Here is a 24,561-nt window from a genome sequence, read left to right as displayed (position 1 = left end):
ACGCAGAATGGGCACAACCCTGCGGTTGTGCCCATTTGCTTCATTCGAAGATGCGGCGTCTTTAGTAGACGAGGGTCGCGCCGGTCGGCTTGTCGAGCGCCGTGGCAAGCGAGCGATACTCGGAGCTGTCGGTGCCGGCGAGCGAGGCGATCTTGTTCAAGTGATACTGCGCCTGCTCCCGGTTGCCCTGCTCGAGCTGCCAGAGGCCGTAATACTGCCAGGTGCGGACGTGGTTCGGATCGTCCTTCAGCGCCAGCTCGTAATAGATCTTCGACGATTGGTAGTCGCCGATCTTGCGATAGGAATAGCCGATCAAATTGGCGACGTCGGCGACGTCGTCGCGCTTGAGCGACTTCAGCTGGCCGATCGCACCCGTGTAGTCGTGATTGTCGTAGATCGTGGTGTAAGCGGTACGGTACGCGGCAAGGAATTTCGGATCGCTGACGGAGGAGCTCTTCTTCTTGCCCTTCTTGGTCGAGGTGTCCGACTTCGGCGGCGACGAGGGTTCGTCGCTGCCTGCGGCATAGGCGCTGGTCAGAGCCGGCCCGGCCGCCAACGTCATGGCGACAAGTCCCGGCACAAGAAGCGTTGAGAGTTTGCGCATCTAAGTTCTCCCGTATGAAGCGTGGCGATCCTACACGATTGCCCAGAGACCGGAACACCCGGCGCGCAAAAACATTCCCCGCCGCCCCGGTCTATTCGCCCTGCCGCAGATGACAAACGTGTCATCGAGATGAACGGAAACCTGCAAAGGGCTTCAGACTGGGTTCAGCGCCCGCCGCCTAGGCTCTTACCTATGATCGAAGGGTAGGCGAGAGGGTGCCGCCTCAAGATCCTTCCAAGAGGAGACCAACCATGTTGAAGACCATTTCCGCAGCCTTGCTCGCAGCTTCCGTGATTGCAGCTCCGGCCTTCGCCACCGAAGCCGGAAAGACCACCACGACCACGCCGGTGATCAAGGCGGACCAGAGCCAGACCAAGGTGTCGACCACCGCCGCGAAACCCGACGCCGGCCTCAAGGCGGACGCCAAGGTCTCCGACATCAAGGCGGGCGCCAAGGTGGATACCAAGTCGAAGGCGATGAACGCCAACGCCGCGGCCACCCCGGACCAGCACAAGACCGTGCGCACGCATCGCCACCACCACAAGCATCTGGCGGCGAAGAAGTCTCTGAAGACGCAGCCGGACGTGATCAAGCCGGCGACAATGGACAAGCGCAGCTAACGACTGATCCGGCGCGGCGACGTCGTAGCATTGCCCAGTCGCCGCGTGAGGAGTTCAGGCCGGCCCGTCGATTCGGCGCCTGCGCGAAAGCGCAGCCGTCGGCGGCGGGCCGGTGCACTATCCGCAAGGCTTGTGGCGGCAGGACGTGCGAGCAGGACCGAATTCCCTTCGCGCAATCTTGAGGCTAGAACAGCTTCTGGTCTGATTGAACGGAGAGCGTAACCGGTGGGGCAATTGGCGAAACGAGCGGTACGCCTGGCATTGATCCTGGCATTGCCGTTGGCGCTGGCGGCATGTTTCGGCAGCGACGGTGACCGTCCAACCCTGATGGACGGGACCCAGGCCGGCGGGCCGCAGCCGTTTCCCGACAATTTCCGCAGCGATACGCTGGCCTTGATGCGCAGCTATCTGAACAACCCGGTGGGCGTGCGCGACGCCAGCATGGCCGAGCCGTTGCAGCGCGAGGTCGGCGGCCGCCAGTTCTATGTCAGCTGCCTGCACTTCACCCCACGCGAAACCGACGGCACCTACAAGGCCATGCGGGAACGCGCCGTCATTTTCGTCAACGGCCGGGGGGACCGCGTCGTCGATCGCGCCAGTGAGCTGTGCGCGGGCGCGGTTTACGTACCCTTTCCGGAACTGGAAAAGATGACGCGGTAGCGCAAAGCCCGCCTTCATCGGCTGGTGGTAGGACAGAGGCCGCCGGAGCTGCCGGATCACATTTCGGCGAGCTTTGAACGGGGTGGTTTCGCCTTGCGACAAATTGTTACGCAGATCTTTGCGCAGGCTAGGAAAACAGCCGGTACAAGGCTACGTGATGGAACAAAGTCGCGTTGTTGCTGCTCTGTCACAGTTGCGAACGATCAACGTTCCGGCATCGCCGCGAAGCAACCCAATTCACGCCACGTTGTTTCCTGAGTGTCGTTAATGAAAGAACGGGGATGATCATGAAAACGATTTTGCTGGGCGCAGTCGCTCTGCTTGCGCTGGCCGCGCCGGCCGCAGCAGCGGATATGCAGGCCCGCACCTACACCAAGGCTCCGGCCTACACGCCGCCGCAGGTGATCTACAACTGGACCGGTTTCTACATCGGCGGCCATGTCGGCGGCGCCTTTGCCGGCGACAGCAGCTTCCAGTCGAGCGACGCGCGCTTCCTGGGCGGCGTGCAGGGCGGCTTCGACTACCAGTTCGCGCCCAACTGGGTCGTGGGTATCGAGGCCCAGTATTCATGGCTGCCGACCAACAATAATGGTGTCACGTTCCCGCTGGGCTCACAGGTGACGTCCAACACCGACCAGATCGGTTCGGTGACTGGCCGCATCGGCTACACTTGGGGTCCGGCGCTGCTCTATGCCAAGGGCGGTTACGCCTGGCGCAATGGCGGTCTCGGCGTCAACGTCGCCGGCGTGCCGCAGGCATTCACCACCACAGGCAACAGCAAGGACGGTTATACCGTCGGCGCCGGCCTCGAATACATGTTCGCGCCGAACTGGTCGGCCAAGGCCGAGTACCAGTACTACAACTTTGGCAGCACGACCTTCACCTCCACCTCCGGTCCGCCCGACATCATCGGCGTCCGGGGCCGGGACGACGAGCATACCGTCAAGGTCGGCGTGAACTACCGCTTCGGTTGGGGCGGTCCGGCAGCCTCGCGCTACTGACGCGCCACCAACGACCACGATCTGACAAAGGCCGGCTCCCGCCGGCCTTTCGTTTGCCGGGCCCTCGTGGGCCAGCCTTTTGTTTGCATTGCATCAACCATCTGGCGCGTCATTTGCAGGCGAACATTCCAGCGTGCGCCTTCTCACACGCGTCATGGAGCTCGGGTAAAGCAAAAATAATTTTTGCCGCTTACGGAACTCACGCGCTGGAACGCGTTATATGACAATTACCGGGTTGGTGGGACGACGGACATGCGTATCTTGGTGTCGGCAGTGGTGCTCTCGAGCTTCGTTAGTTTGCCGTGCGCTGCCCAAACAATCCTTAAATCCGAGCCTCTGATGCTGGCACCCTATGAGGTGGCCTTCGTCAAGGACGCCTCATGCTCCTCCGGCAAGGTGCTGAAGGTCACCGGCGCGATCCGTGGGCTACATCGCCGGAAGGCCTGCGTGGCCCTGGCGGGCGAGCAGGCCTCGCTTGCAACCGCGACGCCCTGAGACTTTTCCCGGCCCTGACTTTCTCAGGCTTCCAGTCGGATCCTACGAATTCAGCTCAAGCTCCAACCTGGACTGGCGATCGGCCTCGGCCTTGTTCCTGGCGGGGTCCTCGCCGTGTGCGGCCTGGCACGGCTTGATCTCGTAATCGTTGTCGAGCACCCGGCGCGGGCCGAGGCGATCGTCGTCGGCACTGACATCCACGACGAGGCCACTCCGCTGCGCGAGCTTCCAGATATCGGACTCATCAGGGTAGGCCTTGCTGATCTGGGCATCGTTGCAGAACAGGGCGTAAGGCATTCTTCCCGCTCCCGGAAACCGCGATAACGATCTTGCGGGGGAGGGGTTCCCGTCGACCGGTTGATCACATGGCCGTGATGTGCGGCGCCGGGCCTGAGTCCTTAACGAGTCCTGAATCCCGAAAAAAAGAATCCCTGGGACTCGTTTGGCGGAATCAGCGGATGTTTTCGGCCATGACGAGCGACCTGAAAACCTCCTGCGGGCACATGCTGCTGCCCCTGACGCTGGCGCTGATCGGCGCATGTGCGGCCAATCTCTGGCTGGTGTGGTCCTGGCTGTAGGCCCGCGACAGGAGGCCCGGCTTTACTTTTCAGCCGCTGGGCGGCGAGAGACGTCGCGGATGGCGGCGCGCAGTTTGGTCAGGGTGGCCGTGCAATATTCCTCGCGCTCGCGCTCGAACCGCTCCTGATGCTTGCGGAAATTGGCGATGCGGGTCTGCATCTCGGCTCGGACGTCGTAGCGCGCCGCCTGCGGCGTTAAGACAGGTGAGGGCTGCGCCAGCGGGGCGGGCCGAAGCGGTTCGATCTCGACGACGGTCTCGAGAGGGATGATCTCCACCGGCGCGGCCGCTGCCGCCATCGGGATCTCCGGCGGATGGAGGTCATCCGTTTTGCCGGTTACCGATTGGACGAAGGCCATTGTCTGCGCGATCAGCGCGTCGCGTTCCCTGATCCACTTCATGGTGCACCTTTGTTGGGGCTATTCCAGCAAAGCTGGCCAGCCGAATCAAGAAGGTGTTTGTTGGGGATTGCATATTTTTCCCGCCCGCCTGACAGTGGGGAATGGATGCCAAAACGGACCATTCGGACGAAGCGGACGGCTTGAGGCTCGTTCGCGCGTTCCTGTCGCTGCCGCCCGACAAGCGGGCGGAGGTGATCGCGTTCGTGGAAGAATTGGCGCGGGCCCAAAGCCGGCCCGAGGAGGGCACGGAGGTCTCGCCGGGGTGAGCGCTATCGCTCCCGCGGATTGACGTTGGGCTCGAACGGCGCCCCGACCACCCGAACGGGTGTCGGCGCGGTTACGTCGATAGCAGCCCCTTTCGGCCATCTGCTGCGCCGGAGCCGGCCCCAGTGTCAGCTCGAACAGCGCAACTGTGCCAGCCACGACGCCACAGCACAGCGTGACTATCGACAGCAGAAACATGTTTCGGTTTTCTTCTCGGATCCGCATGGGCCGACAACGGCTGAGGCGAGCAACCGGTTCCGCGCCGGCCCTGTCGGGATCGCGCCCCAACGGCTGAAGCTTACGCGAAGCTTACGTCGAGACTCCAAAGGGTTATTTTTCCGTAAGACTATGCGGTGCATTTGGCATTAAATTTTAACGTCCGCGGGTTCCAATGCCCGACGCTGGGATGAAGCGTTGGCAGAAATCGGGACGGCTGATGGGCAGCGCGCTTGCCGCCGTCGCCGCGTTCGGGACGCGCGAACTTTCGGCGACCGTCGACGGCTTCGCCGAAGTCTCCGCTGCGCAATCTTCCGCGCTCGGCCTCCTCGCAGGTGCTCTCCACCGCCAAGTTGCTGGCGACCGACAGCAACCGGCTGAAGGACGAAGTCGGGAAGTTCTTGCGGACCGTGCGCGCCGCGTAAGTCTGCGCGGCGGCTTTGGTCGCCGCGCGCGCTATCGCGCCAGCAGAAAACCGAACGCGACGACGAACAGCACAGCCGTCATGATGACGGCCGTCGCCGCGCCGGCAGCGATTCTGGCCTTCTCTTTGGCTGTGGTGGAGCGCATGGGGCCCAGACGCGACGGATGACCTAAGCAGGCTCGTTTACGGACCATTTTGGACCGCTCACTTTGCCTGTATACTGCGGTTGCGCCGGAAGTCACATCCCGTCCCATGATCGCCAATCGTCCACCTGTGCTCGCCCATGAGCGGTTCGCCGCCGACCGCAACAGTTTCGCGGGCCTCGACCTCGTCGCGCGGTTCGAGCGGATCGAGCAGACGAACCTGTGGGGCGCGGCCAGTTCGGTGTCAGGCCTCGGCTCGGAGGATGCCGCAACCGCCGCGATCCGCGAGGCGCTTCCTTTATTGCTGCAACGGCTCGGCGTGCGCTCGCTGCTCGATGCGCCTTGCGGCGATGCCGGCTGGATCGGCCGCATGAAGCTCGATCTCGACTACACCGGCATCGACATCGTGCCGTCGCTGATCGCGGCCAACAACGGGCGCGCGGCTCGCGGCGAACTGTCCGGCCGATTTCTCGTTGCCGACATCACGCGCGATGCACTGCCGCGCGCGGATGTCGTCTTGTGCCGGGACTGCCTGGTGCATTTGAGCTTCGACAACATCGTTCGTGCCGTCGACCGCTTCCGGACGAGTGGCGCGCGCTTCCTGCTGGTCACGACGTTTCCCGAATGGGACGGCAATCGCGATTGCGAGGACGGCGACTGGCGGGCGCTGAACATGGCGAAGGCGCCGTTCGATTGGCCGGCGCCGCGCGAACTGATCAGCGAGCGTTGCGAGGAGGGCGGTGGCGGCTGGCGCGACAAGAGCCTTGGGCTGTGGCGGCTGGATGAATTGCCGGATGGGGCCCGCATTGCCACGGATGTGTGACAGGCGCGAGCGGAACGTCCATTGCCTCGGTGTTGGCCGTCGCGATACACTTGTGGTTGTGTGAAGCGATCTCGCACTGCGGTGACGATGCCGGAGCACGCCATGAGGACGAGTCTTGTCGTAGCCGCTCTGTTGTTCTGGTGCTCCGCGCCGGCACTGGCGCAGCAGGACGGCGCTGCGCTCTACGCAACACAGTGCGCACAGTGTCACGACGGCGATGTTCAGAACCGCGTGCCGGGCCGCAGCGCCATGCAGGCGATGTCGTTCGATCATGTGCTGGAGACTTTGACCTCCGGCAGCATGTCAGCGATGGCGAAGGACCGCAGCGACGTAGAGCGCCGTGCAATTGCCGCCTTCGTCACCGGCAAGTCCGCGACCAGTGCCAGTTCGGTCGACGCGGAGGGACGCTGCACGCAGCAGGCCGGCGGCTTCCCGCAAACGCTGGACGGTCCGCGCTGGAACGGATGGGGCGTTGACGTCAACAACAGTCGCTTCCAGCCAGCCGACATGGCCGGTCTGAGCGCGGAGGAGGTGCCGCACCTGCGGCTGAAATGGACTTACGCGTTTCCCGGCGCCTCGGTATCCTTTGCGCCGCCGACCATCGTGGGCGGCCTGCTGTTCATCGGCGGCACCGACCGCAAGGTGCACGCGCTTGACGCGCGAAGCGGCTGCACGCTGTGGACATTCGCGGCCGATGCCGCCGTGCGCGCCGCGATCAGCTTTGCACAGCTTCCGGGCTCCGATCAGTTCGCGATCTTCTTCGGCGATTTGCGCGCCAACGCCTATGCCGTGAACGCGCTGACCGGCACGGTGATCTGGAAAACCAAGGTCGAGGAGCATGCGGCTGCGCGCATCACCGGCGCGCCGACGCTGCATTCCGGCGTGCTCTACGTGCCGGTGTCCTCGCTCGAGGAAGCCGTCGGCTCGCAGGCCTCTTACGAATGCTGTACCTTCCGCGGCAGCGTGGCGGCGCTGGACGCCGCGACCGGCAAGACAGTCTGGCATGCCTATACGATTCCCGAAGCGCCGCATCCGGCCGGCAAGAATGCGAGGGGCACGCAGCTATTCGGCCCGTCCGGCGCCGCCGTCTGGTCGGCTCCGACGATCGATCCGAAGCGCAGCGCGATCTATGTCGCGACCAGTAATTCCTACTCAAATCCGCCGTCCGCAACCAGCGACGCGATCCTCGCCTTCGATCTTGCGACAGGAAAGCTGCTCTGGAAGCAGCAGGCGACGCCGAAGGACGCCTATGTCGTGGCGTGCTACAGCGCGGACAAGACCAACTGTCCCGAGGATCACGGACCCGATCACGATTTCGGTCAGTCGCCAATTCTCGTGACCCTGCGCGACGACAGGCGCGTGCTCGTCATTGCGCAGAAATCCGGCGTCGTGCACGCGCTCGATCCCGATGACGGCGGCAAGATTCTGTGGCAGACGCGGATCGGGAAGGGCGGCCCGCTCGGCGGCAGCGAGTGGGGCTCGGCCGCCGACCAGGACCGCATCTATGTCGCGAACTCCGATGTGCGCTTTACGCGCGACGGCACGCGGCGGCTCGATTCCACCCAGGGCGGCGGTCTGTTCGGGCTCGACCTCGTCAGTGGAAAGATTGCAATGGAAGTGCCGCCGGTCGCCTGCGGTGACCGCCCCCAATGCAGCCCCGCGCTGTCGGCGGCGGTGAGCCTGATCCCGGGCGTCCTGTTCTCCGGCGGCGTCAGCGGCTTCCTGCGTGCCTACGCCACCGCCGACGGCAAGCTCTTGTGGGAGTTCGACACCACGCAGGATTTCAAAGCCGTCAACGGCGTCCCCGCTCATGGCGGCGCAATCGACGGCCCGGGGCCGGTCATCGCCGGCGGCGTGCTCTACACCAATTCCGGCTATGGCCAGTGGAGCGGCATTGCCGGCAACGTACTGCTGGCGTTCGAGGTGGAGAAGAAGTGAGGGCCGTCATCGGCGCGACTTGCGGCAGGACAGGACCAGCACCATCGCCCATGCAGACTCTGCTGGAATAAAACACCGGGCGTTCGAAACGTGAGGAATCGGAGTGTGCTCGATGATCGATGCCAGATGCAGTTGTGGGACCGTCAGGCTTTCGCTTCCGGGTCCATCCAACCTGGTAGTCGCCTGTCATTGTGTCGATTGCCAGCGCCGAACCGGCGCGCCGTTCGGCGTCGGTGCCTTTTATCCGGTTGAGGTCGTCACGATCTCGGGCGCGCCGAAGGAATACGTCCGGCCAGCCGCAAGCGGCGGCAAGGTGCGCTTCCATTTCTGCACCGATTGCGGCTCAACCGTCTATTGGAAGGCGGACAATCTGCCCGCGCTGATCGGAGTCGCCGTCGGCACGATTGGGGACCCGAACTTCCCGGCTCCGATCAAATCGGTTTTCGAGCAGTCGAAACATGTGTGGGTCGAGATCGACGGCGCCGCGGGAGCGCGCGAAAGTCGTCGAGCTGAGAGCCGCGCGTCAAAAGCTGGTGCCGGCTGAGGGGATTGGTCAGTTTAGCCGACAGGAAACACCGGGGATTGTGAGTTTTGGTGTTTGGTCGGAGGAGGAGCGGCCCGCGGGGCCGGTTCGTCCTCGGGCGTCGCCCATAGACCGATCTGGTCCTAGCGTACAAATTGCGAACGAGGGTGTTCCGCCAAGCGAACGCCCTCGTGCAATATTATTGCCCATTGGAACCTTGGAGGACCCGAAAAGATTTCCGGTATAGCGAATCATGAAGGAGGATTTTCATGAAGCGCCACCGGTTCAAACAGGACAGGACGCTAGGCGAGCGGCTTATCAACGAAGCGCGGCTAGCGAGAGAAAAGGCAGATCAATTCCCGGCAGACGACGCGGAGCGTGAAGTGTTTTTGAAGAAGGCCCGCGAATTCGATGCCGGCGCCAACATTGACGGATGGCTGAACTCGCGCGGATTGCAACCGCCGAAGTAAGGCGTATGATTCTGGCTGATTTACAACTGAGGGAGCAGCGCTTGGCAGCCGACCTAGTTTTGAAACTTGCCATCGTTGGACTGGGCGTCTTTTCGACGGTCTTAGTCTCTATGTTGTATTTCAATCTGTAAGAGAGAGGCCGCCTCAAAAGGGGCGGCCTCGCCGTTAACAATCAGTACCGGCGATAGCCCCGGTGATAGCCATACGCACGGTGGTATCCGTAACCTCGACGCACGCCATAGCCATAGCGACCGACACCGTAGCCATACCGTCGATAGACCGGTGCCGTGCGGACACAGCCGTTCGGACCACAAACCAATGCGACGCTCTCAACGTTTGATGTTTGTCCGAGAGGGGCGAGCGGCATAGCCGATGCCGCACTAGCGGTGAACACGGCGCCGCTGAGCGCGATTAGTCCGATGAGTGCGAACGAGAGTTTCATGGTGTCCTCCTGTGGAGCGCTGGAACGCATGGCACGGTAGGAAGTTGCACATGAACGAGGGATGAGCAGGAACTTAATTTCCGGCAACAATCGTGAACCGGGACGAATGTCTGCAGAATTTCTACCGCGCGACAAATTGATCCACTTTTACAAATCACATTCTGTGATTCCGCCGGGCAGCGCACGCCGGGCCTTTTTCGTGCGCATAGCCCCAATAAGGACCATGTCTAATAGATCGATCTCATTATCTACCTGAAATCCACTCTCGCTGCGGCTTCAAGGAAATTGCTATCGGCCCAAACGCCTGCTTGGCCGCGGCGGGCACCCCACTGCACTTGAGCGATTTAAAGCCAACTTGGAGCAAATCTCGGGGAGCGGGGACAAGGTGGACCATCAGATCGGCGCTGCTTTCCGCGAGTTGGTCGACAGCGTCATTGTTATGCCGAGGAAGGCCGGGGAGCCTTACACAATCGAGACCCGTGGACGGCTGGCAGCGTTGTTAGGGACAAAGGGAACCCCGATCGGTAAGGCTGCAATGTCGGCTAAATCGCTGGTGCCGGCTGAGGGGATTGAACCCCCGACCTTCGGTTTACAAAACCTAACTGATAGTTTGCGTTGGGTTGCCTGCTATATCTCGGAGATACACTAAGCTCTTGTAAATAGGCCATTTCCCTTTATTTTGCTTTCACCGTGTTGCCGCACGATAGCTCTAGTTTTCCGTTTCGGTGGCTTCCGGGTGGCTACTTTGGGGGAGACACCGAATGCCGATGGTTCGATTGGGCGCGTCATCACTGGCGATCAAGCCGGAGTTTCCACAGACCAATAGAGACGCCAACCGGTACGTCATTTACTGGGACACAGAGCTGAAGGGCTTTGGTCTGAAGATCACCGAGAATGGGCACAGGGCGTGGATCGTGGAATATCGCCCTGGCGCGGGCGGTAGGGGCGTTTCCAAGAAAAGAATAGTACTGGGCTCGGCATCCACACTAACCGCTGAGAAGGCGCGCAGGGCCGCTAAGGACGCGCTGGCAAACGCCAGAATCGGCGACGACCCCGCGACAGCGCGAGCCGAGGGGCGCGCAGCGATAAGCGTATCAGACCTGGCCGATGCATTCATAACTGACCACGTGGAAGCAAAGCGGAAGGATCGAACGGCGTCGACATATCGCCGGTTGATCGACGGTTTTGTCAAACCGAAACTGGGAACGGCGCGCGCTGTGGACCTTACCCGCGCCGAGGTCGCCAAGTTCCACCTATCGCTGCGCAAGACGGCGGTCACGGCTAATCGTGCCGTCGCTGTGCTGAGCGCTATTTATTCGTTTGGCGACGCGCGCGGCCTTGTGCCGGAAGGGACGAACCCGACCAAGAAAATTGAAAAGTACAAAGAGGAGAGCCGCGAACGCTTCCTCTCGGTCAAGGAATTCCAGCGGCTCGGAGCCGCGCTGCGGGATGCTGAGACCCGCGGAATTCGCTGGGAGCCAGACCCAGCCAAGAAGACTAAGCATGCCCCGAAGCCTGAAAACCGCGCCGTCGTGGTCGACCAGCACGCCGTCGCTGCAATCAGACTCTTGCTCTTAACCGGCGCACGGCTGCGGGAGGTTCTGCATCTGCGGTGGTCGGACTGGGATAAGCAGCGCGGACTGCTCAACTTGCCCGACTCGAAGACAGGCAAAAAGTCCCTCGTTCTAAACGACCCTGCCACGGCTGTGCTGAAGAACCTGCCGAAGCTCGGGCGCTATGTCATTGCGGGCGAAAGCGCTGGCCAAAAGGACGAGCGGCCCCGCGCAGATCTTAACCGGCCTTGGCGGGCTATACGCCGTCGGGCCGGACTTGATGATGTCCGCCTGCATGATCTACGTCATTCCTATGCCGCAGTCGGTGCAGGCCAGGGGCTGGGCCTTGTGCAAATTGGCGGCCTTCTTGGGCATTCCCAGCCGAAGACGACGGCCCGATATGCGCACCTTGCGAACGCACCATTGCGCGCCGCTACTAACATGATCGGCGACACGATCGCCGCTGCGATCGGCGGGAAGTAATGGCCAAGCTCAACGTAGACTTCACCGCTGTTAAGATCCGCGAACTGCTCAACCACGGCAAAACGAAGGAGGCCACGAAGCTGGCGCGTGAAACGATCGCAACCGGCAACGCGAAGCCAGAGACGCAGAAGCTTGCCGCTATGCTGCTTGCCGGTGGTCGCGGCCGCAAATCGTCTGGGCTCCATAAGTGGATAGAGATTGGACACGCGAACTATTGGATGGAGGCGGAAGGTGTTTCGCGGAGAGATCGCTTACTGCGACTCGTGAAAGATTTCCGCCGCGGCGATAAGCACGTCGAGGCGTGCATAACCGCCTACAACAAGGCCATTTCGGACGCCGAATAACCCAAGACAATCAATTGCATGCTTCCCTATTTTATTGGGCTTTTTGATTAGTTGGAAATCACGCTGAGCAATCAGCATATTCCCTCCATCACCGCGATAGTCGCGGCAACATTTGGGGGGAGCTGAAATGCATCTTAGGGTCACCGAAGCAGCCGAACATCTCCGGTTATCGAAATCCACGCTCGATAAGCTCCGCTGTCATGGCGGCGGCCCGATTTATTACAAGCTGTGCAGGACGGTGGTCTATAGCATCGCCGACCTCGATTCCTGGATGGCATCGCGGCGGCGGGAGTCGACTGCGGCCAACGATAACACTAAGCCGGCGGTGGCGGCGTGAGTGTCACCGACTGGATTACGTCGACCGTTCCGCACGCGAACGATAACCAGCAAACCGGCCTTATGAGGTACGACGCTGCTTGCCGCGCCATTTCAGAAGCCCTGGCCGTCGACGAGATTAAGGGGATACACGACAAGGCGCGAGCGATGGCTGCTGCCGCCAAGGTGGCAAAAAACAAACGCGCTGAGGCCGACATGATGGCCGTCCGATTCCGCGCCGAGCGGCGTATCGGTGAGATTATGGCCATGCAGAGAGATGCAGGGCTGCTGGCCAAGGGTGGGCAGGGAAGCGGTAGCAACCAATACGAGGTGCGGGACACGGACGGACCCGCACCAATCACACTGCCAGAAATGGGAATTGATAAGCATCTAGCCGACCGCGCCAGAAAATATGCAGCTGTGCCGGAGGAAGAATTTGAGGCTCGCGTTTATGACTATCGCACCCGCGTACAGCAAGAGGGAGACCGAGCTACTGCTGACTTGCTGGCTGCGGGCGAGAAGGCACAGGCAGCCTACCGCACCAGCTTCACTGGCGACAACGAGTGGTACACGCCAGCGCGATACGTTGAATTAGCCCGCACTGTCTTGGGGCAGATTGACGTCGACCCCGCCAGCAACCCGATGGCTCAAGAGACGGTCAGGGCCAGGACATTCTATACGGCAGAAACTGACGGGCTGGACAAGCCATGGCTTGGCAAGGTCTGGATGAATCCGCCATACAGTCAGCCGGAGATTGTGCATTTCGTCGACAAGCTCATTGCCGAATACAAGGCTGGCAATGTGAAGGAGGCCATCATGCTCACGCACAACAGCACCGATACGAAGTGGTTTGACGCGCTGTTCAAGTCGTCTGACGCAATCTGCTTCACAACCGGACGAGTGAAGTTTGTATCGCCAAAGGGGGAATTTGCTGCGCCCGCAATGGGCCAAGCATTCTCTTATTTCAGACCTAATCCGAGAGGATTCACTGAGGTGTTTTCAGAAGTCGGTAATGTTGTGACGCTGGCAAACGACAACAAGCAAGCCACCCAAGCCGCCTAAAGCACGATCGGCCCTTTGGCCGAGTGCAACCCGAAACCCCGATAGGGGAATCTCCATCTTGAAATTCTTATCCCTCCGCCCGGCACCTTCGGGAGGTAGCACGCTTGCGCGTTTCGACCTCGAACTGAACGACCATTTGCGCCTGTACAACCTGGCTTTGCGGCAGCGTGGCGATGAGCCCGCCCACGTAATGGCGCCAAACGCCTTTCAAGAGCGCACCGCTGGCTTTAGCCCTTCGTTCAACAAGGCGCTGGCTGAACTCGCCCTCAATTCCCTCGTGGAGCTACAGACCGAACATGCAATCAATTCGTAGCATTGCCGTCATCCTCGGCGGCAACGCCGTCCGAGACTATGTTCTATGTCCCGGTCCCAGTCACAGCAAGCGCGATAGATCCCTCAAGGTCAAATTCAAACCTGACGGCTCATTCAGCGTTACGTCATTCGCTGGCGACGATTGGCGCGCATGCCGAGATTACGTCCGCGAACGGCTCGGTTTGCCGAATGACTGGCGCCGCGAACCTGCCAATGACGACACGCCGGCAATCAGACTGCCAGAGCGGGACGATGATGACAACGCGCGGGTCCGCAATGCCCTGCAGCGGTGGGCGCACGCCCTCCCGATTCCTGGGACGCTGGCCGATTCCTACCTGGTATCGCGCGGTCTGACCTACAGCGGCGATGCCATCCGCTTTAGAGAAAACGACCGCACAATGGTTGCGCTGATGACAGATATTGTCACCAACGAGCCTTGCGGCGTTCATTGCACATATCTGGATGGTGATGGCCGAAAGGTCGAGCGAAAGATGCGCGGTCGCGCCAAGAACGCCGTCGTGCGTCTGACCGCCGACGAAGACGTCCACTACGGCTTGGCAATCGCGGAGGGAGTCGAGACCGCAATTGCGACAAGCTTTGTACCGATCTGGGCAACGCTGTCCGCCAACACCATGAGGGCGTTCCCGGTGCTTGGCGGCATCGAATGCCTGACCATCTTCGCGGACAACGATGCAACAGGCACCGGCCTTGCCGCTGCAAAAGAATGCGCCGAGCGATGGCATCGCGCCGGACGCGAAGCCATCATCCATATCCCCGTAGAAACTGGCGCCGATTTCGCCACCATGATGGAGGTGGCGTGATGGTTGCGCTTCCGAGCAAAATTGAAGTCAAGACTTACGGTTACCAGCCCGGCAAGCCGCCTCCTGTGATTCCGGCTGCAAATGACAACAAAACACCTCGCGGCAAGTTGGTCTTTTTCGGAGAGGACCGGGCCTACATGCCAAAGCCAGAGCTCGTGCGGGATACAATGCCGCGAACCGGCGTGGGGTTTTTCGGTGGCCAGTCGGGTGCCTACAAGACATTCTTCGCTATTCACGCGGCCACATGCTTCATGACCGGTGAATCCCTGGCTGGTCGCGATATCGAGCGGACTGGCGGGGTGGTCTACCTAGCGGCTGAGGGCGATGGCACCATTGACGGGAGATTGAAGGCGCGCCGCACCCGCATGGCAAAGCCCGATGCCGAGTTGCCGTTCTATTTGTTGACCGACATGGGCGCGATTTCTGATGACAGCGGTTATAAGGCGCTGAAAGCAAGGCTGAGCGAAGCAGCGAAGGACATGCGCGAGCGCTTCGGCATCCAACTTGTCGCTTTCATTGTCGACACCGTCGCCGCTGCCGGAATGATCCCAGAGGACAAGGAGAACGATCCAGGGGCGTGGCAGAAGGTTTTTGATGGCCTTCAACCAATATCGAAGGCACTAGATTGCGTCATTATTCTGGTGCATCACGCCGGCAAGAATGCGGCTGCGGGATTGCGCGGTTCATCGAACGCGCGAGCCGGTGCTGATTTCGCCCTGATGCTGGCTTGTGAGCGCGACGAAATCACCGGCCTAACCGCCAATCATTATCTTCATCTATCTAAGAGCCGCGACGCGCCAGAAGGGCCGATTGCCGCGATCGTAACGGAGTCGGTCACAATTGGTAGTCGCGACGATGGAAGTCCGATCACGTCGCTGGTGTTGGACTTCGACACAAGTGGCCGTGTACCAACCCCGGAAACCTCGTCCAACAAAGACGGAGAAGCCGTTCCGCGAATCCTTTGAGTGCGCACTTGCGGATCATGGAGAGTTGGTTCGTGTTCGTGGCGAAGCTGGTGCATCGGAGGTCCGAGCTATTCGCGCTGATCTGGTTCGCACTGAGTTCACCAGTCGTTATGTGACGGCTCAGATAGATCCAGTAAAGAGAGCGGACGCAGTTCGAAAGCAGTTCGATCGTGCCCTTGAGCGGGCGGCCAGCTCGGGACAATACGGGACTGGAGCTTGGGCCGGCAGGGAATGGATCTGGGAATTATGATCCGGACAGGACAGGACAAAACCGGACAAGTCCGAAGGTGTCTGGTTTGCCATCACGGTCAGCGTCACCGCAGAGTAGGGGCACATACATCAAGTATGTGTCCCCTGTGGTCGCTGATGGAGCCGGACGGACAGGACTCTTTACTATAGGTGTCCTGTCCAAATGTCCGGCGGGGACCGCGCCAGAGTGTGAAACCGCCCCTGCACCAAACGAGAGCCGCACAGGCGCCAATCAAGCACAACGTCGAGGCAATATGATCGACCATAACGACAACCAACCCCGCACCCCAGAGCAACACCGCGCGATCCTGGCCGAGCAAGCAACCAGCGGAGAGCGCGCGTATCAGGGAGGCGCTTGGCCTCAGGGCCGGCGCCTACACAAGGCCGGCAAGCTTGCGCTCGTGACCGGCCATGTGGATTGGCAGGTGCGAAACGCCATGCCCCGCCTGAGTGCGGCGAACGATAACCGGGCGGTTGACTTCGATCACACGGAAACCGTTGAGCGTGACGTTGTAGATGCCGATGCCATCATGGCCGCGGTCGAGTTGGAGAAAACAGAGCCGGGCAAGCATTACCGCGAAGACACGCAGGAGGTATTCGTTGTCACCGAAGGGTAGCCGTGGACACCTGCCGAACGGTGCGGTGCAGTACCTATCTGCGGACAGCCCTCGCGCATCTATTCTAGGGACCGACTCCCCAAGTCCCCTTGTTTGCGTGCAAAACCAAAACCAAACATGGTCGGGGGTAGGCGCCATCTCAATCCCTCCCGGCATCTGCGTTAGCTTCCGGCCGCCAAGTCACAGAGTTTAGGCCGCAAGTTTTCAAAAAGTGTCACCGGCAAAATTAATTTCGAAATCCGCGGCGTCGCGTGTGCAAGTTCAGCGGCGGTCTGCGGGGGTGACCGCGCCAGAAGCCTGACCTACCCCTCTGGGGGCGGTCACATCGGCCCAGAGCCGCTTTCCATGAAACACGCAAACGATAGCCAGCCGCTAGGCGCGCCACCGTCGTGATGATCGCGGCAAGCATCACGATCCAAAAACAGATGCCGAAGACGATCAAAAGCAATTTGCGCACAGCATCTCACCCCCATAAACGAAGCCGCCGCGCCGAATATAATGGCGCGACGGCTTCACCATGGTGAGCCCGGACGGGGGCAATGTCCGGTGCAGAGAGGCTAGTGTTCAGCAGCCCCGGTGCGATCGAAACTGCGGATTAAGCTTGATGTCGCCGCGGAGAGTTAAATCTGGAACCGCTATCGCAGTGCGTTGAGAACGTCCAACAATGCTCGTACATCCGGTCTAGGAAGTCTGGGGGGCGCGAAGGTGCAAACGATCGGACGTCGGCGGCCCTGCGGAATGCTGGCCGACTTGACCCACTTGCCGGTCGGTGCGTTTATCGTTCGATCAAAAATGAGGCGGCCCATGCGCAAGACGTTACGTTGGCTATTACTCGGCGGTGCGACAGTCTCCGCGGTCGCGTCCGCCACAGCGCAAACTTACGATCCCAGATACCCGGTTTGCCTGCAAAGGTGGGTCTGGGGTGGCAGCACATACTTCGAGTGCAAGTTTACATCTTGGGATCAGTGCCGAGCAGCAGCGGCGGGACTTCCCGCCATGTGCTTGGACAATCCGTATTGGCCCCGAGGGTATTCCAGATCACAAACCGGGCCGCGGTAGATGATGATGATGTTACCTTCGGTAGCTTTGTCCTACTGTTGAGGATCACCGATGTCGAATGCGCCTAGACGATACCCTTCGCCGACCGATTGCTCTGTCGTCGGCCCCGCAATCAAAGCGAATGTCCCGTCGGGATAGCGCGTCCACACTTCGACGTCGTCCGCGGAGACGGTTAGATAGCCGAAGAAGCACTTGTAACGGCCGGGCTCTGTCATGCGGCCGATCTTGTCCCAGTTGATCTTGTTAACGCGCACGCGCTAGGTCCAGTCATTTTCGGGCAGCGAGCCAGGCGGCGGCTTAAGCTCTTCCAGGCCGACTTCGATGATAGCAAGTTCAGCCTGAACGGCTTGAATGGCGTTCGTCGGATCGATACCCGAGACGGCCTGCAACTCGCCGAGCATCTTGCGCCGATGCGCCAGCAATTCTGTCAGAGCGCGTCGATCCTTGCCCCTCACATAACCTGCGACAATCAACTCCATGGCTTTTGACATTCCGCATCATCTCCGCACCCAATCGTTGGTGCAAGCAAACTCCCGCCAAGTCGACCTGCGTTATCGGTACTGATCTCCCGCCGGCGGGGCGCGCCGCAGTGGCGGCGGTACTGAGAACGAATTATCATACGGCGTTCACTTAGTGTTCGGCTTTGTTCTCAGAAACACAACCTGAATCCGCTGGTGCGGTTGTATTGCCTTCCGCGGAACAGGCTGGCAGCCCCGAAGTTATGAGACTCGTGATCAAGAAGGTAGACTGTCCCGCCGTCGGCTCCCAAACACCGGCGGCGGCTTTTTGTGAGTTGCGTTGGTGGCAAAGCGTACCAAGGCACCACCGGCCGAACGGGGCTTCATCAGTCCGCAGCTGGCGACCCTGAAGATGAAAGCTCCTTCGGGGGCTCAGTGGATTCACGAGGTCAAATACGACGGCTACCGCATCCAGCTCCACATCGACGGCGACATCCGCAAGGCGTTCACCAGGAACGGCCACAACTGGGTCGATCGCTTCTCGGTCATCGCCGACGCCTTCAACATCCCTGGTCGGGCAATCGTGGACGGGGAGGTGGTCGTCATCCACAAGGAGCGAACCAACTTCTCAGAACTTCAGGCGGACCTCGGCAGAGGCGACCAGGACCGGCTAGTTTACTTCGCCTTCGATCTCCTGTGCCTGGACGGCAAAGACCTTCGCAGAATGTCTCAGCTTGCCCGCAAGGAGCTGCTGAAGCAGCTGATAGATGAGAACGGGCTGGAAGCACCGATCTTCTACAGTGAGCACCATGAAGGCGACGGGCAGGCGCTGTTCGAGGCTGCCAGCAAGCTGAACTACGAAGGCATCGTGTCGAAGCGGGTTGATGCCCCGTACCGGTCGGAGCGGGTCGAGGCCTGGCAGAAGATCAAGACCGTCCAACGTGAGAAATTCCCCGTCGTTGGTTTCGTCAAGGACTCGTCCGGCGTTGCCGCGCTCTACCTCGGCAAGAAGGAAGGGAAAGAGCTGCGGTACATGGGGAAGGTCGGCACGGGCTGGAGCCGGACGAAGTCGGCCGAGATCCGCAAAGCTCTCGATACGGTCGTCAGCCCGAACCAAAAGCTCACCAGGCCCGTCAAGAAGCCGAAGGCGACCTGGGTCGAGCCAAAGTTCTATGCCGACATCGAATACCGGGACATCACATCTGAAGGCCTGCTGCGCGCCAGCTCTTTCAAGGGGCTCAGCAAGGAAACGCGGCGCTCCTGACGGCGTTTTTCTCCACGAGTGAGTGGAGTACCGGCATGCCGGATCGCGTAACCCAAGCGGTAAAAGAAGCCCAAGCCATCTTGGCTCGCTATGTGGAGCCTGGCCCGAGGGACTGCGAGAGGACGATCAATGGACTGCTGACCGTTCTTGAGATGAACGGCTTGTTCAGGCGATGGAGGAGGAAGAGATGAGCGACAATCTCACCAAACGGGACCAGCGCGACCGGAGCAAGATCAACATGAATGAAGACTTCGAGGTCAAGTATTGGACCAAGGAGCTTGGTGTCTCCAGGGACGAGCTGCAGAAGGCCGTCGACAAGGTAGGCAATTCGGCCGCCGCGGTTCGCAAAGAATTGGCGGCGTAACCGAGGCGCGTGGTATGCTTGCGATCTCTGGAGCAAGGCCCGCGCGCTTTTTCATGCCATGACCAATCCCAACTGTCCCATCTGCTTCGGCTTAGGCTTGTCTGCGAGAACCACCCCGACCGGCCTGGAGCGAAAAGCTTGGCTGCCAGTGTAGCGCCGGTGAGCCGTGCGCCTGCAACAGGTCGCCAGACATAAACGCGGGTTCGAAAAGCCTGACGCAAGCCACATTATTTCCGATCCAGACGGAAAGAAGCGTCGTCATTGACGGCTATAAGCGTGGCGGCAGCCGACGTCGAAGTGTGGACGCGCTATCCCGACGGGACATTCGCTTTGATTGCGGGGCCGACGACAGAGCAATCGGTTGGCGAAGATTACCGGCTGGGCGCATTCGACATCGGTGATCCTCAAGAGTAAGACGGCAGGCAGTCGTCGCCTGCGGGATGCGTAGACGGGCTGCCCCACGGGTGGTGTACAGGACGGAGGGCTGTCAAGAACGTTTGGCCGTGGCTCAAACCGACCGAGCGGGGGCCACACCACACTTCGATCGGTTCGTTCGCCACCCCGGCAGAACCAAGCTGAAGAGCTTCTTCCGCGCTGCCGCACTCGATCTCCTGCACATCGAGCGTCTTGCCCCAGTAGTCGAGAGTAAAGATATAGCAGCGCATCAAACTTTCGCAGCTGTTGCTCAGCCAAGGAATTCCCACACTGGCCTAGATGTTCCTTCTTAGCATTCACCGGCTCAGCACCTTCGGCGCGTCCTCTCGGTTCCCGAATTAACTTCCACCCTGCATATCAAGCTTAATCTGAACCTCAGATTGCGACGAGCCTTCCGCGGGTTACCTTGGCACATCGGACATTGCCCCCGTCCGGGACCACCCATGGCGAAGTCGGCGCGCCATAATATTCGGCGCGTCGGCTTCGTTTGATTGCAGGCAGTTTCGTTTGACAAACCAGCCGGACCACGAACCGCTTGATCTCGTCGCGATGCGTCGGCAACTCACCGCACTGCGTTCGCAACACTCCGACAATCTTCGAATAGCGTCGCTGTTGAACCGCTTCCTCGTGAAGATCGCGTTTCTCTCAGAGCCGAGGGACGTCGCGCACGCCCAACATCTGCGCTCTGAGTTCGCACGAACGCTACAAAAGGTTGAAGCGATCGCCTCCCGGTCCCCACCCGCAAAGCCATCAGACGCCGTTAAGCAGCCCAAGTAACGCTAACGCCCGGACGTTCTTGCGTCGATCTGGCCCAGCGCCGATGCTCGATGCAGTCGCGAAGTCGTCCTCGTCTCGCGTACTGGCGCCTTCGCGGCGAGGGGCCGCGGCCGTCACAAGCGACGGCCCCGCCCATGATCAGATCTAGTGAGCGCGCCGCACTGCTCGGGGCACAAAGGGCAGTCTCGGAGAAAACGGCTTTGCGATCGCGAGAACTGCGGCTTCGTCGGTTTCGAGCGCGATCTTCTGAGCGAGCATCACATCGCCAACTGCCAAGCTCCGTTCGGGAAGGAAGCACCACCCCATCTTAGGCTCCAGTGCCTCATCCAGCTCCAAAACATTACTCATGGTGCCCTGATGGATTCGGTATCTCCGGCCGGTAAGAGAGCCAGTGACTTCGAAAAAACCATTGGCATCAAACTGCGCGCGTTGCCCTGCAGATAACCATTCTCGCAAAAGACGACGCGCACTCGCGTCCGGGCCATTTTGCTCGTTGAAGCTCCGATAGAGCGCACGCAGGGCACGCAAACTCGCTCCCCGGGCGACGCCGTTGCGTCTGAACAAAAACATGGTCCGTGCTGCGACCGTTCTAACCGCCGACCAGGCGCGGATAAAACAGCGTTTCCTCCGCGGTTGGATCAAATGACCGTATCACCTCGAGATCGCCGGCCGCCGTCCGAGTGGCAGCGGTAAATCCCTGGCCGATGAACTTGTTGAAGCGCCGCTCAGCCTGGGCGAGCTGTTTGGGGTGGTCTTGCTCAAAGAAATGCCTGCTGTCGCCTGTGTGGTCCATCACGATCTGGGTAGCCATGGAAGAGAACTCCGCAATGCCTAGCCTCTGATGAAGACAAACCTCGCCCCGGTGAATAGTGTTCCTGCTCTCGGCAAATTCATTGTGCCTTCTTGTAGTCAGCGGTTGTCTGGCTCGCTGACATCGACGAAAACCTGATCCGTCGCGACCTGGCGCCGGCGCAACGGGCGAAGCTGATCGCGAAGCGAAAGGCAGATTTATGAAGCGGTGCATCCGGAGGGAGGCGCGGCAGGGCAGCCGTCCCGGCAAGGCCGGCGGCGGAAAGGCGAAGGCGGCCAACTTGGCCAGCTTCGTCGCTGACACGTCGGGGAAGACGGGTAAGCCCTAACCAATGATCCGCCGCGACGCCACCCGCGCCGAGGCGCTAGCCCCGTGTTGGACCATGTTTCAACACGTCGCGGACCAATCGTCAGGAAATGCAACGAGCAGCCATGGCCCGCCCTCATTGTTATCGTTTGCAGCTACCGGTCTGCGGGTCGCTACAGGCTCGGCGGCGAACTCTTCCACCTCAGCGGCACTGGCCGCGTTACGCTTTTCGCACTCTAAATCTAGCGGCTGCCGCTGATGTCCGGTTTACCGCCAACAGCGGCCGAAGAGCAAATGGTCTGCGAGGTCGCAGACGGGCCAGAAGCGGACTTCGTCCACCTCGCAGCCTCACTTGCCTCCCCAAGCGACGCAGGCAACTCCGGCAATGGCTCCGAGCAAACTTCCGAGTAAAGCTCCCGGGTTATTAAGACCGAGCGGGAGAGGAACGAAGTAAAACAGAGCTATCGAGAGCACGCCACCCAAGAGCAGACAGGCGATGCTCCTCGACCAGAGAGGCAATGATCTATCTATCATCTCGCGATCAACGCAATAGATGAGGACCGCAAGGGGAAGTCCAAACAGATAGATGAACGGCCAACCGACCAAGGTGCCGATCACTAGCAAGCCTGGCTTTCCGAGCACGACACAAAGAACGACCCATCCGATCAGCGGCCCAGCCAGAGCGAAGATGTATTGTCGGCGAACTTGTCCAGCATCGATCATGAAGGAGACGGTACTCGCGTTGCACCAAACGTGCCCTTTTCTCATCCGCTGGAAACGCCCGGTCTTAATTAGGACATTGGCAACTACATACGACCCGCGTCGGGTCAAAGGGCCGCCTTACTTCAAGCTTTGGGTCAGGAACGGTCCTCAGTGGGCGGCGCGGTGACGGTCTGCAACGGGGCAATAGGCGGCATTGAGCCCATCCTATCTGATTGCAAGGACGTACCTTTGAAAATGGCAATCGGAACCAGGAAACGTTGGGAAACTCGCGCGTTTAGCTGACCGGGGCAATGCACTGGAGGAGAGGCATGCGAACAGCAACGCTCGCGATGATTGTCGTTGCCGGAAGCGCGATTGCCTTCCAAGCAGCGGCGCAACAGCAAAAGGCCGCACCTAGTGAGCAAACTAAGGAGGAGATGCACGGTGATGTAGACAAAGGGCTCAAGACTAGCGAGCCCAATGAGCAGATGCAGCGTGATGCAGACAAAGGGGTCAAGACGCGCAACTCCGGAGAATCCGGTTACGTGGCCGATCAAGACAAGCCGGGCGCTTCTGCGCATCCTCCGGGCCGACCGGGAAGTGAGCAGACGACGGGCTCGGGTAGCCAGACCGGCGTTCCAAAATAGAGCCATCAGCGCTCGCGTCGGCGGCGAGTTGCGCCGCCGAGTCCGGCTTGACCGCGCGGCGCTCAGATTGACCGGCCACATTTCGCGGTTGGCCCCGGCTTAGCTAAACTCGCCGCAGATCAAATGTCCGTTCGGGGTCATTCACGTCGCTCAGCCCCTGCCTCCGAGACGTCCGGTCTAGCCCCCGACTCCGGACTTGCCGCTGCACTGCGCCAACCGACGCAATGGGCCAGAAGCCGAAGTGCATGGAAATGAGACCGCCTCCGATCACGCCTTGAGTGGAGACGTGGAATATTCCTGCATAGGTTCGAGCAGAATTCATCTGGTAAGCGCGACATCCTTGAAAGAGACGACTAGCGCCCTGTCCAGCTTTCCCCTCATGCCGCAGAGAATCTCGTACGCTGCCGCGCGCGGCATGGTCAGCTTGTAGGGCCGGTGTTCGATCAGCGCCGCAAAGATATCCGAAATGGTGAGAATGCGAACGATGTCGGTGATGTTCTCGGCGCAGAGGCGGTCAGGATAGCCGCTGCCATCGAGATATTCGTGATGGTGCCGCACAGCATCGAGGACTTCGGGTGAGATGTCCCCGTGCCCCTTCAGCACATCGTAACCCGTCGCTGGGTGGGTTTCGACCAACGCTCGCTCGTCGTCGTCGAGGCGTCCTGGCTTGTCCAGGATCGCCAAGGGCACCCTCGCTTTTCCTATGTCGTGGAACATGGCAGCGGTGGAGAGCCGTTCAAGGTCACTTTTACGAAAACCGAGACTGAGGCCGAAATCGACGGCGACGCCGGTCACGAGCAGGCAGTGCTGGAACGTTCCCTCGTGATGGCGCCGCACAGTGGCCAGCCATTCGGATAGCCCATGCTCGGAAATCCGGTTGGTGATCTTGCGGCCGGCCTCTTTGGGACCGGCGACGTCGACCCGCTCCCCGAGGGTGATCGAAGTGAACATCGACGCAATGGCGATTGCTGCGGCCTCAACCGCATTGTCAGACTTCGAGATGCCGCTCGTCGACCCAGTTCCGTGGGCGGCTGGATCGACCAAAGCGGCCAGGAGCTTGGCTGCCTCGATCTTGCCAGGCAACACCAACGTTGCGCCCAGCGCATAAGCTTGCGAGATGCAAAAGTGGGAGGTTTGCTCGACGAGGAAGATGCGCTTCTTTGCTTTGGCGAACCGCGCAGCTCTCTTTTTCAGCGCGGCAATGTTTTCGACCGCCCGCAGGTCGGCACGGACGACGACCGCAGCAGCAGCGTGCGGAAGCTTTGCTTCTACATCGAGCCGCTCGCCGGCAACGGTGAACTGCTTTCCAAAAAGCGAACAGAGCCCGAAGAGCTTTTCGGAAGTGTCGGCCAATACTTGCACGAGCATGACTGGTGCCTTCGTTCGTCGGGTGCCGGGCTGAATGGCCTCGTCGGT

33 protein-coding genes are annotated in these 24,561 nt (G+C 60.5%); 24 read left to right on the top strand and 9 right to left on the bottom strand.

Annotated features, from left to right (window positions below; translation table 11 throughout):
• Window positions 1–61: 61 nt before the first annotated feature.
• Window positions 62–604, bottom strand: a complete 543-nt coding sequence (locus ACVWYI_RS26410; protein ID WP_247353193.1) for a tetratricopeptide repeat protein — start codon at window positions 602–604, stop codon at window positions 62–64.
• Between the two features lie 251 nt (window positions 605–855).
• On the opposite strand from ACVWYI_RS26410, the gene ACVWYI_RS26405 reads away from it, so the two are divergent.
• The 4 genes from ACVWYI_RS26405 to ACVWYI_RS26390 all read left to right on the top strand — a co-directional run bounded on the left by ACVWYI_RS26405 (window position 856) and on the right by ACVWYI_RS26390 (window position 3,380).
• Window positions 856–1,224 (top strand): His-rich protein BRANT, encoded by a 369-nt coding sequence (locus tag ACVWYI_RS26405; RefSeq protein ID WP_456663596.1) that lies wholly within the window; start codon window positions 856–858, stop codon window positions 1,222–1,224.
• Between the two features lie 225 nt (window positions 1,225–1,449).
• A complete protein-coding gene (locus tag ACVWYI_RS26400) occupies window positions 1,450–1,884 on the top strand; it encodes a hypothetical protein (protein WP_247443347.1) in 435 nt (144 codons plus the stop codon).
• Window positions 1,885–2,171: 287 nt separating this feature from the next.
• Window positions 2,172–2,885 (top strand): outer membrane protein, encoded by a 714-nt coding sequence (locus ACVWYI_RS26395; protein WP_456663595.1) that lies wholly within the window; start codon window positions 2,172–2,174, stop codon window positions 2,883–2,885.
• 252 nt (window positions 2,886–3,137) lie between these two features.
• Complete coding sequence (locus ACVWYI_RS26390; protein ID WP_456663594.1) at window positions 3,138–3,380, top strand: hypothetical protein; 243 nt, start codon at window positions 3,138–3,140, stop codon at window positions 3,378–3,380.
• 42 nt (window positions 3,381–3,422) lie between these two features.
• On the opposite strand, the gene ACVWYI_RS26385 is transcribed toward ACVWYI_RS26390, so the two are convergent.
• On the bottom strand, window positions 3,423–3,677 hold the full coding sequence (locus ACVWYI_RS26385; protein ID WP_456663593.1) for a hypothetical protein: 255 nt from the start codon (window positions 3,675–3,677) through the stop codon (window positions 3,423–3,425).
• A gap of 303 nt (window positions 3,678–3,980) precedes the next feature.
• Entirely contained in the window at window positions 3,981–4,358 is a 378-nt protein-coding gene (locus ACVWYI_RS26380; RefSeq protein WP_456663592.1) for a hypothetical protein, read from the bottom strand.
• Window positions 4,359–4,459: 101 nt separating this feature from the next.
• On the opposite strand from ACVWYI_RS26380, the gene ACVWYI_RS26375 reads away from it, so the two are divergent.
• The 6 genes from ACVWYI_RS26375 to ACVWYI_RS26350 all read left to right on the top strand — a co-directional run bounded on the left by ACVWYI_RS26375 (window position 4,460) and on the right by ACVWYI_RS26350 (window position 9,159).
• Window positions 4,460–4,624: a hypothetical protein gene (locus tag ACVWYI_RS26375; RefSeq protein WP_247353206.1), complete on the top strand. Its 165-nt coding sequence runs from the start codon at window positions 4,460–4,462 to the stop codon at window positions 4,622–4,624.
• A gap of 404 nt (window positions 4,625–5,028) precedes the next feature.
• A complete protein-coding gene (locus tag ACVWYI_RS26370; RefSeq protein ID WP_456664634.1) occupies window positions 5,029–5,430 on the top strand; it encodes a hypothetical protein in 402 nt (133 codons plus the stop codon).
• An 84-nt stretch (window positions 5,431–5,514) separates the two neighbouring features.
• On the top strand, window positions 5,515–6,228 hold the full coding sequence (locus ACVWYI_RS26365; RefSeq protein WP_456663591.1) for a class I SAM-dependent methyltransferase: 714 nt from the start codon (window positions 5,515–5,517) through the stop codon (window positions 6,226–6,228).
• 102 nt (window positions 6,229–6,330) lie between these two features.
• Entirely contained in the window at window positions 6,331–8,166 is a 1,836-nt protein-coding gene (locus tag ACVWYI_RS26360; protein WP_456663590.1) for an outer membrane protein assembly factor BamB family protein, read from the top strand.
• A 112-nt stretch (window positions 8,167–8,278) separates the two neighbouring features.
• Window positions 8,279–8,710 (top strand): GFA family protein, encoded by a 432-nt coding sequence (locus ACVWYI_RS26355; protein ID WP_456663589.1) that lies wholly within the window; start codon window positions 8,279–8,281, stop codon window positions 8,708–8,710.
• Between the two features lie 248 nt (window positions 8,711–8,958).
• Window positions 8,959–9,159, top strand: a complete 201-nt coding sequence (locus tag ACVWYI_RS26350; protein ID WP_247353217.1) for a hypothetical protein — start codon at window positions 8,959–8,961, stop codon at window positions 9,157–9,159.
• A 172-nt stretch (window positions 9,160–9,331) separates the two neighbouring features.
• Here ACVWYI_RS26350 and ACVWYI_RS26345 read toward each other — a convergent pair whose 3' ends face one another.
• Window positions 9,332–9,601 (bottom strand): hypothetical protein, encoded by a 270-nt coding sequence (locus tag ACVWYI_RS26345; protein WP_456663588.1) that lies wholly within the window; start codon window positions 9,599–9,601, stop codon window positions 9,332–9,334.
• 385 nt (window positions 9,602–9,986) lie between these two features.
• Between ACVWYI_RS26345 and ACVWYI_RS26340 the strand changes: the two genes are divergently transcribed.
• The 10 genes from ACVWYI_RS26340 to ACVWYI_RS26295 all read left to right on the top strand — a co-directional run bounded on the left by ACVWYI_RS26340 (window position 9,987) and on the right by ACVWYI_RS26295 (window position 17,381).
• Window positions 9,987–10,250 carry a hypothetical protein gene (locus tag ACVWYI_RS26340; RefSeq protein WP_456663587.1) on the top strand — a complete coding sequence of 88 codons (264 nt, stop codon included), beginning with the start codon at window positions 9,987–9,989 and terminating at the stop codon, window positions 10,248–10,250.
• 112 nt (window positions 10,251–10,362) lie between these two features.
• Complete coding sequence (locus tag ACVWYI_RS26335; protein ID WP_354070241.1) at window positions 10,363–11,637, top strand: site-specific integrase; 1,275 nt, start codon at window positions 10,363–10,365, stop codon at window positions 11,635–11,637.
• Entirely contained in the window at window positions 11,637–11,981 is a 345-nt protein-coding gene (locus ACVWYI_RS26330) for a hypothetical protein (RefSeq protein WP_354070239.1), read from the top strand. The genes ACVWYI_RS26335 and ACVWYI_RS26330 overlap by 1 nt, the downstream gene beginning before the upstream one ends.
• A gap of 127 nt (window positions 11,982–12,108) precedes the next feature.
• Window positions 12,109–12,318, top strand: a complete 210-nt coding sequence (locus ACVWYI_RS26325; protein WP_354070237.1) for a helix-turn-helix transcriptional regulator — start codon at window positions 12,109–12,111, stop codon at window positions 12,316–12,318.
• Window positions 12,315–13,358: a DNA N-6-adenine-methyltransferase gene (locus ACVWYI_RS26320; RefSeq protein WP_456663586.1), complete on the top strand. Its 1,044-nt coding sequence runs from the start codon at window positions 12,315–12,317 to the stop codon at window positions 13,356–13,358. The genes ACVWYI_RS26325 and ACVWYI_RS26320 overlap by 4 nt, the downstream gene beginning before the upstream one ends.
• 58 nt (window positions 13,359–13,416) lie before the next feature.
• The gene (locus tag ACVWYI_RS26315) at window positions 13,417–13,671 is read left to right on the top strand and encodes a hypothetical protein (protein ID WP_354070233.1); all 255 of its coding nucleotides are present in this window, start codon (window positions 13,417–13,419) and stop codon (window positions 13,669–13,671) included.
• Entirely contained in the window at window positions 13,655–14,491 is an 837-nt protein-coding gene (locus ACVWYI_RS26310; protein ID WP_456663585.1) for a DUF7146 domain-containing protein, read from the top strand. Before ACVWYI_RS26315 ends, ACVWYI_RS26310 begins: the two co-directional genes overlap by 17 nt.
• On the top strand, window positions 14,491–15,456 hold the full coding sequence (locus tag ACVWYI_RS26305) for an AAA family ATPase (protein WP_456663584.1): 966 nt from the start codon (window positions 14,491–14,493) through the stop codon (window positions 15,454–15,456). Before ACVWYI_RS26310 ends, ACVWYI_RS26305 begins: the two co-directional genes overlap by 1 nt.
• A gap of 503 nt (window positions 15,457–15,959) precedes the next feature.
• Window positions 15,960–16,322: a hypothetical protein gene (locus ACVWYI_RS26300; RefSeq protein WP_354070227.1), complete on the top strand. Its 363-nt coding sequence runs from the start codon at window positions 15,960–15,962 to the stop codon at window positions 16,320–16,322.
• Window positions 16,323–17,060: 738 nt separating this feature from the next.
• Window positions 17,061–17,381, top strand: coding sequence for a DUF3551 domain-containing protein (locus ACVWYI_RS26295; protein ID WP_354070225.1), 321 nt, complete (start codon window positions 17,061–17,063; stop codon window positions 17,379–17,381).
• Between the two features lie 32 nt (window positions 17,382–17,413).
• Here ACVWYI_RS26295 and ACVWYI_RS26290 read toward each other — a convergent pair whose 3' ends face one another.
• Window positions 17,414–17,635, bottom strand: a complete 222-nt coding sequence (locus ACVWYI_RS26290; protein WP_354070223.1) for a hypothetical protein — start codon at window positions 17,633–17,635, stop codon at window positions 17,414–17,416.
• A 3-nt stretch (window positions 17,636–17,638) separates the two neighbouring features.
• Window positions 17,639–17,872, bottom strand: a complete 234-nt coding sequence (locus ACVWYI_RS26285) for a hypothetical protein (protein WP_354070221.1) — start codon at window positions 17,870–17,872, stop codon at window positions 17,639–17,641.
• A gap of 310 nt (window positions 17,873–18,182) precedes the next feature.
• Here ACVWYI_RS26285 and ligD point away from each other — a divergent pair, with 310 nt between their 5' ends.
• The 3 genes from ligD (at window position 18,183) to ACVWYI_RS26270 (ending at window position 19,881) form a co-directional block, all read left to right on the top strand.
• Window positions 18,183–19,103, top strand: coding sequence for a non-homologous end-joining DNA ligase (gene ligD / locus ACVWYI_RS26280; RefSeq protein ID WP_456663583.1), 921 nt, complete (start codon window positions 18,183–18,185; stop codon window positions 19,101–19,103).
• Between the two features lie 187 nt (window positions 19,104–19,290).
• A complete protein-coding gene (locus tag ACVWYI_RS26275) occupies window positions 19,291–19,467 on the top strand; it encodes a DUF3606 domain-containing protein (RefSeq protein ID WP_456663582.1) in 177 nt (58 codons plus the stop codon).
• Window positions 19,468–19,743: 276 nt separating this feature from the next.
• Window positions 19,744–19,881 carry a hypothetical protein gene (locus ACVWYI_RS26270; RefSeq protein WP_354070217.1) on the top strand — a complete coding sequence of 46 codons (138 nt, stop codon included), beginning with the start codon at window positions 19,744–19,746 and terminating at the stop codon, window positions 19,879–19,881.
• A 942-nt stretch (window positions 19,882–20,823) separates the two neighbouring features.
• Here ACVWYI_RS26270 and ACVWYI_RS26265 read toward each other — a convergent pair.
• Window positions 20,824–21,249 carry a hypothetical protein gene (locus ACVWYI_RS26265; RefSeq protein WP_354070215.1) on the bottom strand — a complete coding sequence of 142 codons (426 nt, stop codon included), beginning with the start codon at window positions 21,247–21,249 and terminating at the stop codon, window positions 20,824–20,826.
• 19 nt (window positions 21,250–21,268) lie between these two features.
• Window positions 21,269–21,490 carry a hypothetical protein gene (locus tag ACVWYI_RS26260; protein WP_247342440.1) on the bottom strand — a complete coding sequence of 74 codons (222 nt, stop codon included), beginning with the start codon at window positions 21,488–21,490 and terminating at the stop codon, window positions 21,269–21,271.
• Between the two features lie 1,337 nt (window positions 21,491–22,827).
• Here ACVWYI_RS26260 and ACVWYI_RS26255 point away from each other — a divergent pair.
• The gene (locus ACVWYI_RS26255) at window positions 22,828–23,145 is read left to right on the top strand and encodes a hypothetical protein (protein WP_354070213.1); all 318 of its coding nucleotides are present in this window, start codon (window positions 22,828–22,830) and stop codon (window positions 23,143–23,145) included.
• Between the two features lie 318 nt (window positions 23,146–23,463).
• On the opposite strand, the gene ACVWYI_RS26250 is transcribed toward ACVWYI_RS26255, so the two are convergent.
• A complete protein-coding gene (locus ACVWYI_RS26250) occupies window positions 23,464–24,513 on the bottom strand; it encodes an HD-GYP domain-containing protein (RefSeq protein ID WP_354070211.1) in 1,050 nt (349 codons plus the stop codon).
• Window positions 24,514–24,561 lie beyond the last annotated feature (48 nt).

It is taken from the genome of Bradyrhizobium sp. LB13.1 (assembly GCF_054056815.1).
The sequence above is the reverse complement of the archived record's forward strand: the minus strand, read 5'-3'. Positions and strand labels throughout refer to the sequence as shown.

What these genes read in the sequence shown, in the direction of transcription:
- ACVWYI_RS26250 (WP_354070211.1), bottom strand. Translation starts at nt 24,513, where the DNA reads ATGCTCGTGCAAGTATTGGCCGACACTTCCGAAAAGCTCTTCGGGCTC.
- ACVWYI_RS26260 (WP_247342440.1), bottom strand. Translation starts at nt 21,490, where the DNA reads ATGGCTACCCAGATCGTGATGGACCACACAGGCGACAGCAGGCATTTC.
- ACVWYI_RS26265 (WP_354070215.1), bottom strand. Translation starts at nt 21,249, where the DNA reads ATGTTTTTGTTCAGACGCAACGGCGTCGCCCGGGGAGCGAGTTTGCGT.
- ACVWYI_RS26305 (WP_456663584.1), top strand. Translation starts at nt 14,491, where the DNA reads ATGGTTGCGCTTCCGAGCAAAATTGAAGTCAAGACTTACGGTTACCAG.
- ACVWYI_RS26405 (WP_456663596.1), top strand. Translation starts at nt 856, where the DNA reads ATGTTGAAGACCATTTCCGCAGCCTTGCTCGCAGCTTCCGTGATTGCA.
- ACVWYI_RS26410 (WP_247353193.1), bottom strand. Translation starts at nt 604, where the DNA reads ATGCGCAAACTCTCAACGCTTCTTGTGCCGGGACTTGTCGCCATGACG.
- ACVWYI_RS26285 (WP_354070221.1), bottom strand. Translation starts at nt 17,872, where the DNA reads ATGTCAAAAGCCATGGAGTTGATTGTCGCAGGTTATGTGAGGGGCAAG.
- ACVWYI_RS26300 (WP_354070227.1), top strand. Translation starts at nt 15,960, where the DNA reads ATGATCGACCATAACGACAACCAACCCCGCACCCCAGAGCAACACCGC.
- ACVWYI_RS26350 (WP_247353217.1), top strand. Translation starts at nt 8,959, where the DNA reads ATGAAGCGCCACCGGTTCAAACAGGACAGGACGCTAGGCGAGCGGCTT.
- ACVWYI_RS26255 (WP_354070213.1), top strand. Translation starts at nt 22,828, where the DNA reads ATGCGAACAGCAACGCTCGCGATGATTGTCGTTGCCGGAAGCGCGATT.
- ACVWYI_RS26375 (WP_247353206.1), top strand. Translation starts at nt 4,460, where the DNA reads ATGGATGCCAAAACGGACCATTCGGACGAAGCGGACGGCTTGAGGCTC.
- ACVWYI_RS26360 (WP_456663590.1), top strand. Translation starts at nt 6,331, where the DNA reads ATGAGGACGAGTCTTGTCGTAGCCGCTCTGTTGTTCTGGTGCTCCGCG.
- ACVWYI_RS26385 (WP_456663593.1), bottom strand. Translation starts at nt 3,677, where the DNA reads ATGCCTTACGCCCTGTTCTGCAACGATGCCCAGATCAGCAAGGCCTAC.
- ACVWYI_RS26325 (WP_354070237.1), top strand. Translation starts at nt 12,109, where the DNA reads ATGCATCTTAGGGTCACCGAAGCAGCCGAACATCTCCGGTTATCGAAA.
- ACVWYI_RS26345 (WP_456663588.1), bottom strand. Translation starts at nt 9,601, where the DNA reads ATGAAACTCTCGTTCGCACTCATCGGACTAATCGCGCTCAGCGGCGCC.
- ACVWYI_RS26370 (WP_456664634.1), top strand. Translation starts at nt 5,029, where the DNA reads ATGAAGCGTTGGCAGAAATCGGGACGGCTGATGGGCAGCGCGCTTGCC.
- ACVWYI_RS26310 (WP_456663585.1), top strand. Translation starts at nt 13,655, where the DNA reads ATGCAATCAATTCGTAGCATTGCCGTCATCCTCGGCGGCAACGCCGTC.
- ACVWYI_RS26390 (WP_456663594.1), top strand. Translation starts at nt 3,138, where the DNA reads ATGCGTATCTTGGTGTCGGCAGTGGTGCTCTCGAGCTTCGTTAGTTTG.
- ACVWYI_RS26275 (WP_456663582.1), top strand. Translation starts at nt 19,291, where the DNA reads ATGAGCGACAATCTCACCAAACGGGACCAGCGCGACCGGAGCAAGATC.
- ACVWYI_RS26330 (WP_354070239.1), top strand. Translation starts at nt 11,637, where the DNA reads ATGGCCAAGCTCAACGTAGACTTCACCGCTGTTAAGATCCGCGAACTG.
- ACVWYI_RS26380 (WP_456663592.1), bottom strand. Translation starts at nt 4,358, where the DNA reads ATGAAGTGGATCAGGGAACGCGACGCGCTGATCGCGCAGACAATGGCC.
- ACVWYI_RS26365 (WP_456663591.1), top strand. Translation starts at nt 5,515, where the DNA reads ATGATCGCCAATCGTCCACCTGTGCTCGCCCATGAGCGGTTCGCCGCC.
- ACVWYI_RS26395 (WP_456663595.1), top strand. Translation starts at nt 2,172, where the DNA reads ATGAAAACGATTTTGCTGGGCGCAGTCGCTCTGCTTGCGCTGGCCGCG.
- ACVWYI_RS26355 (WP_456663589.1), top strand. Translation starts at nt 8,279, where the DNA reads ATGATCGATGCCAGATGCAGTTGTGGGACCGTCAGGCTTTCGCTTCCG.
- ACVWYI_RS26295 (WP_354070225.1), top strand. Translation starts at nt 17,061, where the DNA reads ATGCTGGCCGACTTGACCCACTTGCCGGTCGGTGCGTTTATCGTTCGA.
- ACVWYI_RS26335 (WP_354070241.1), top strand. Translation starts at nt 10,363, where the DNA reads ATGCCGATGGTTCGATTGGGCGCGTCATCACTGGCGATCAAGCCGGAG.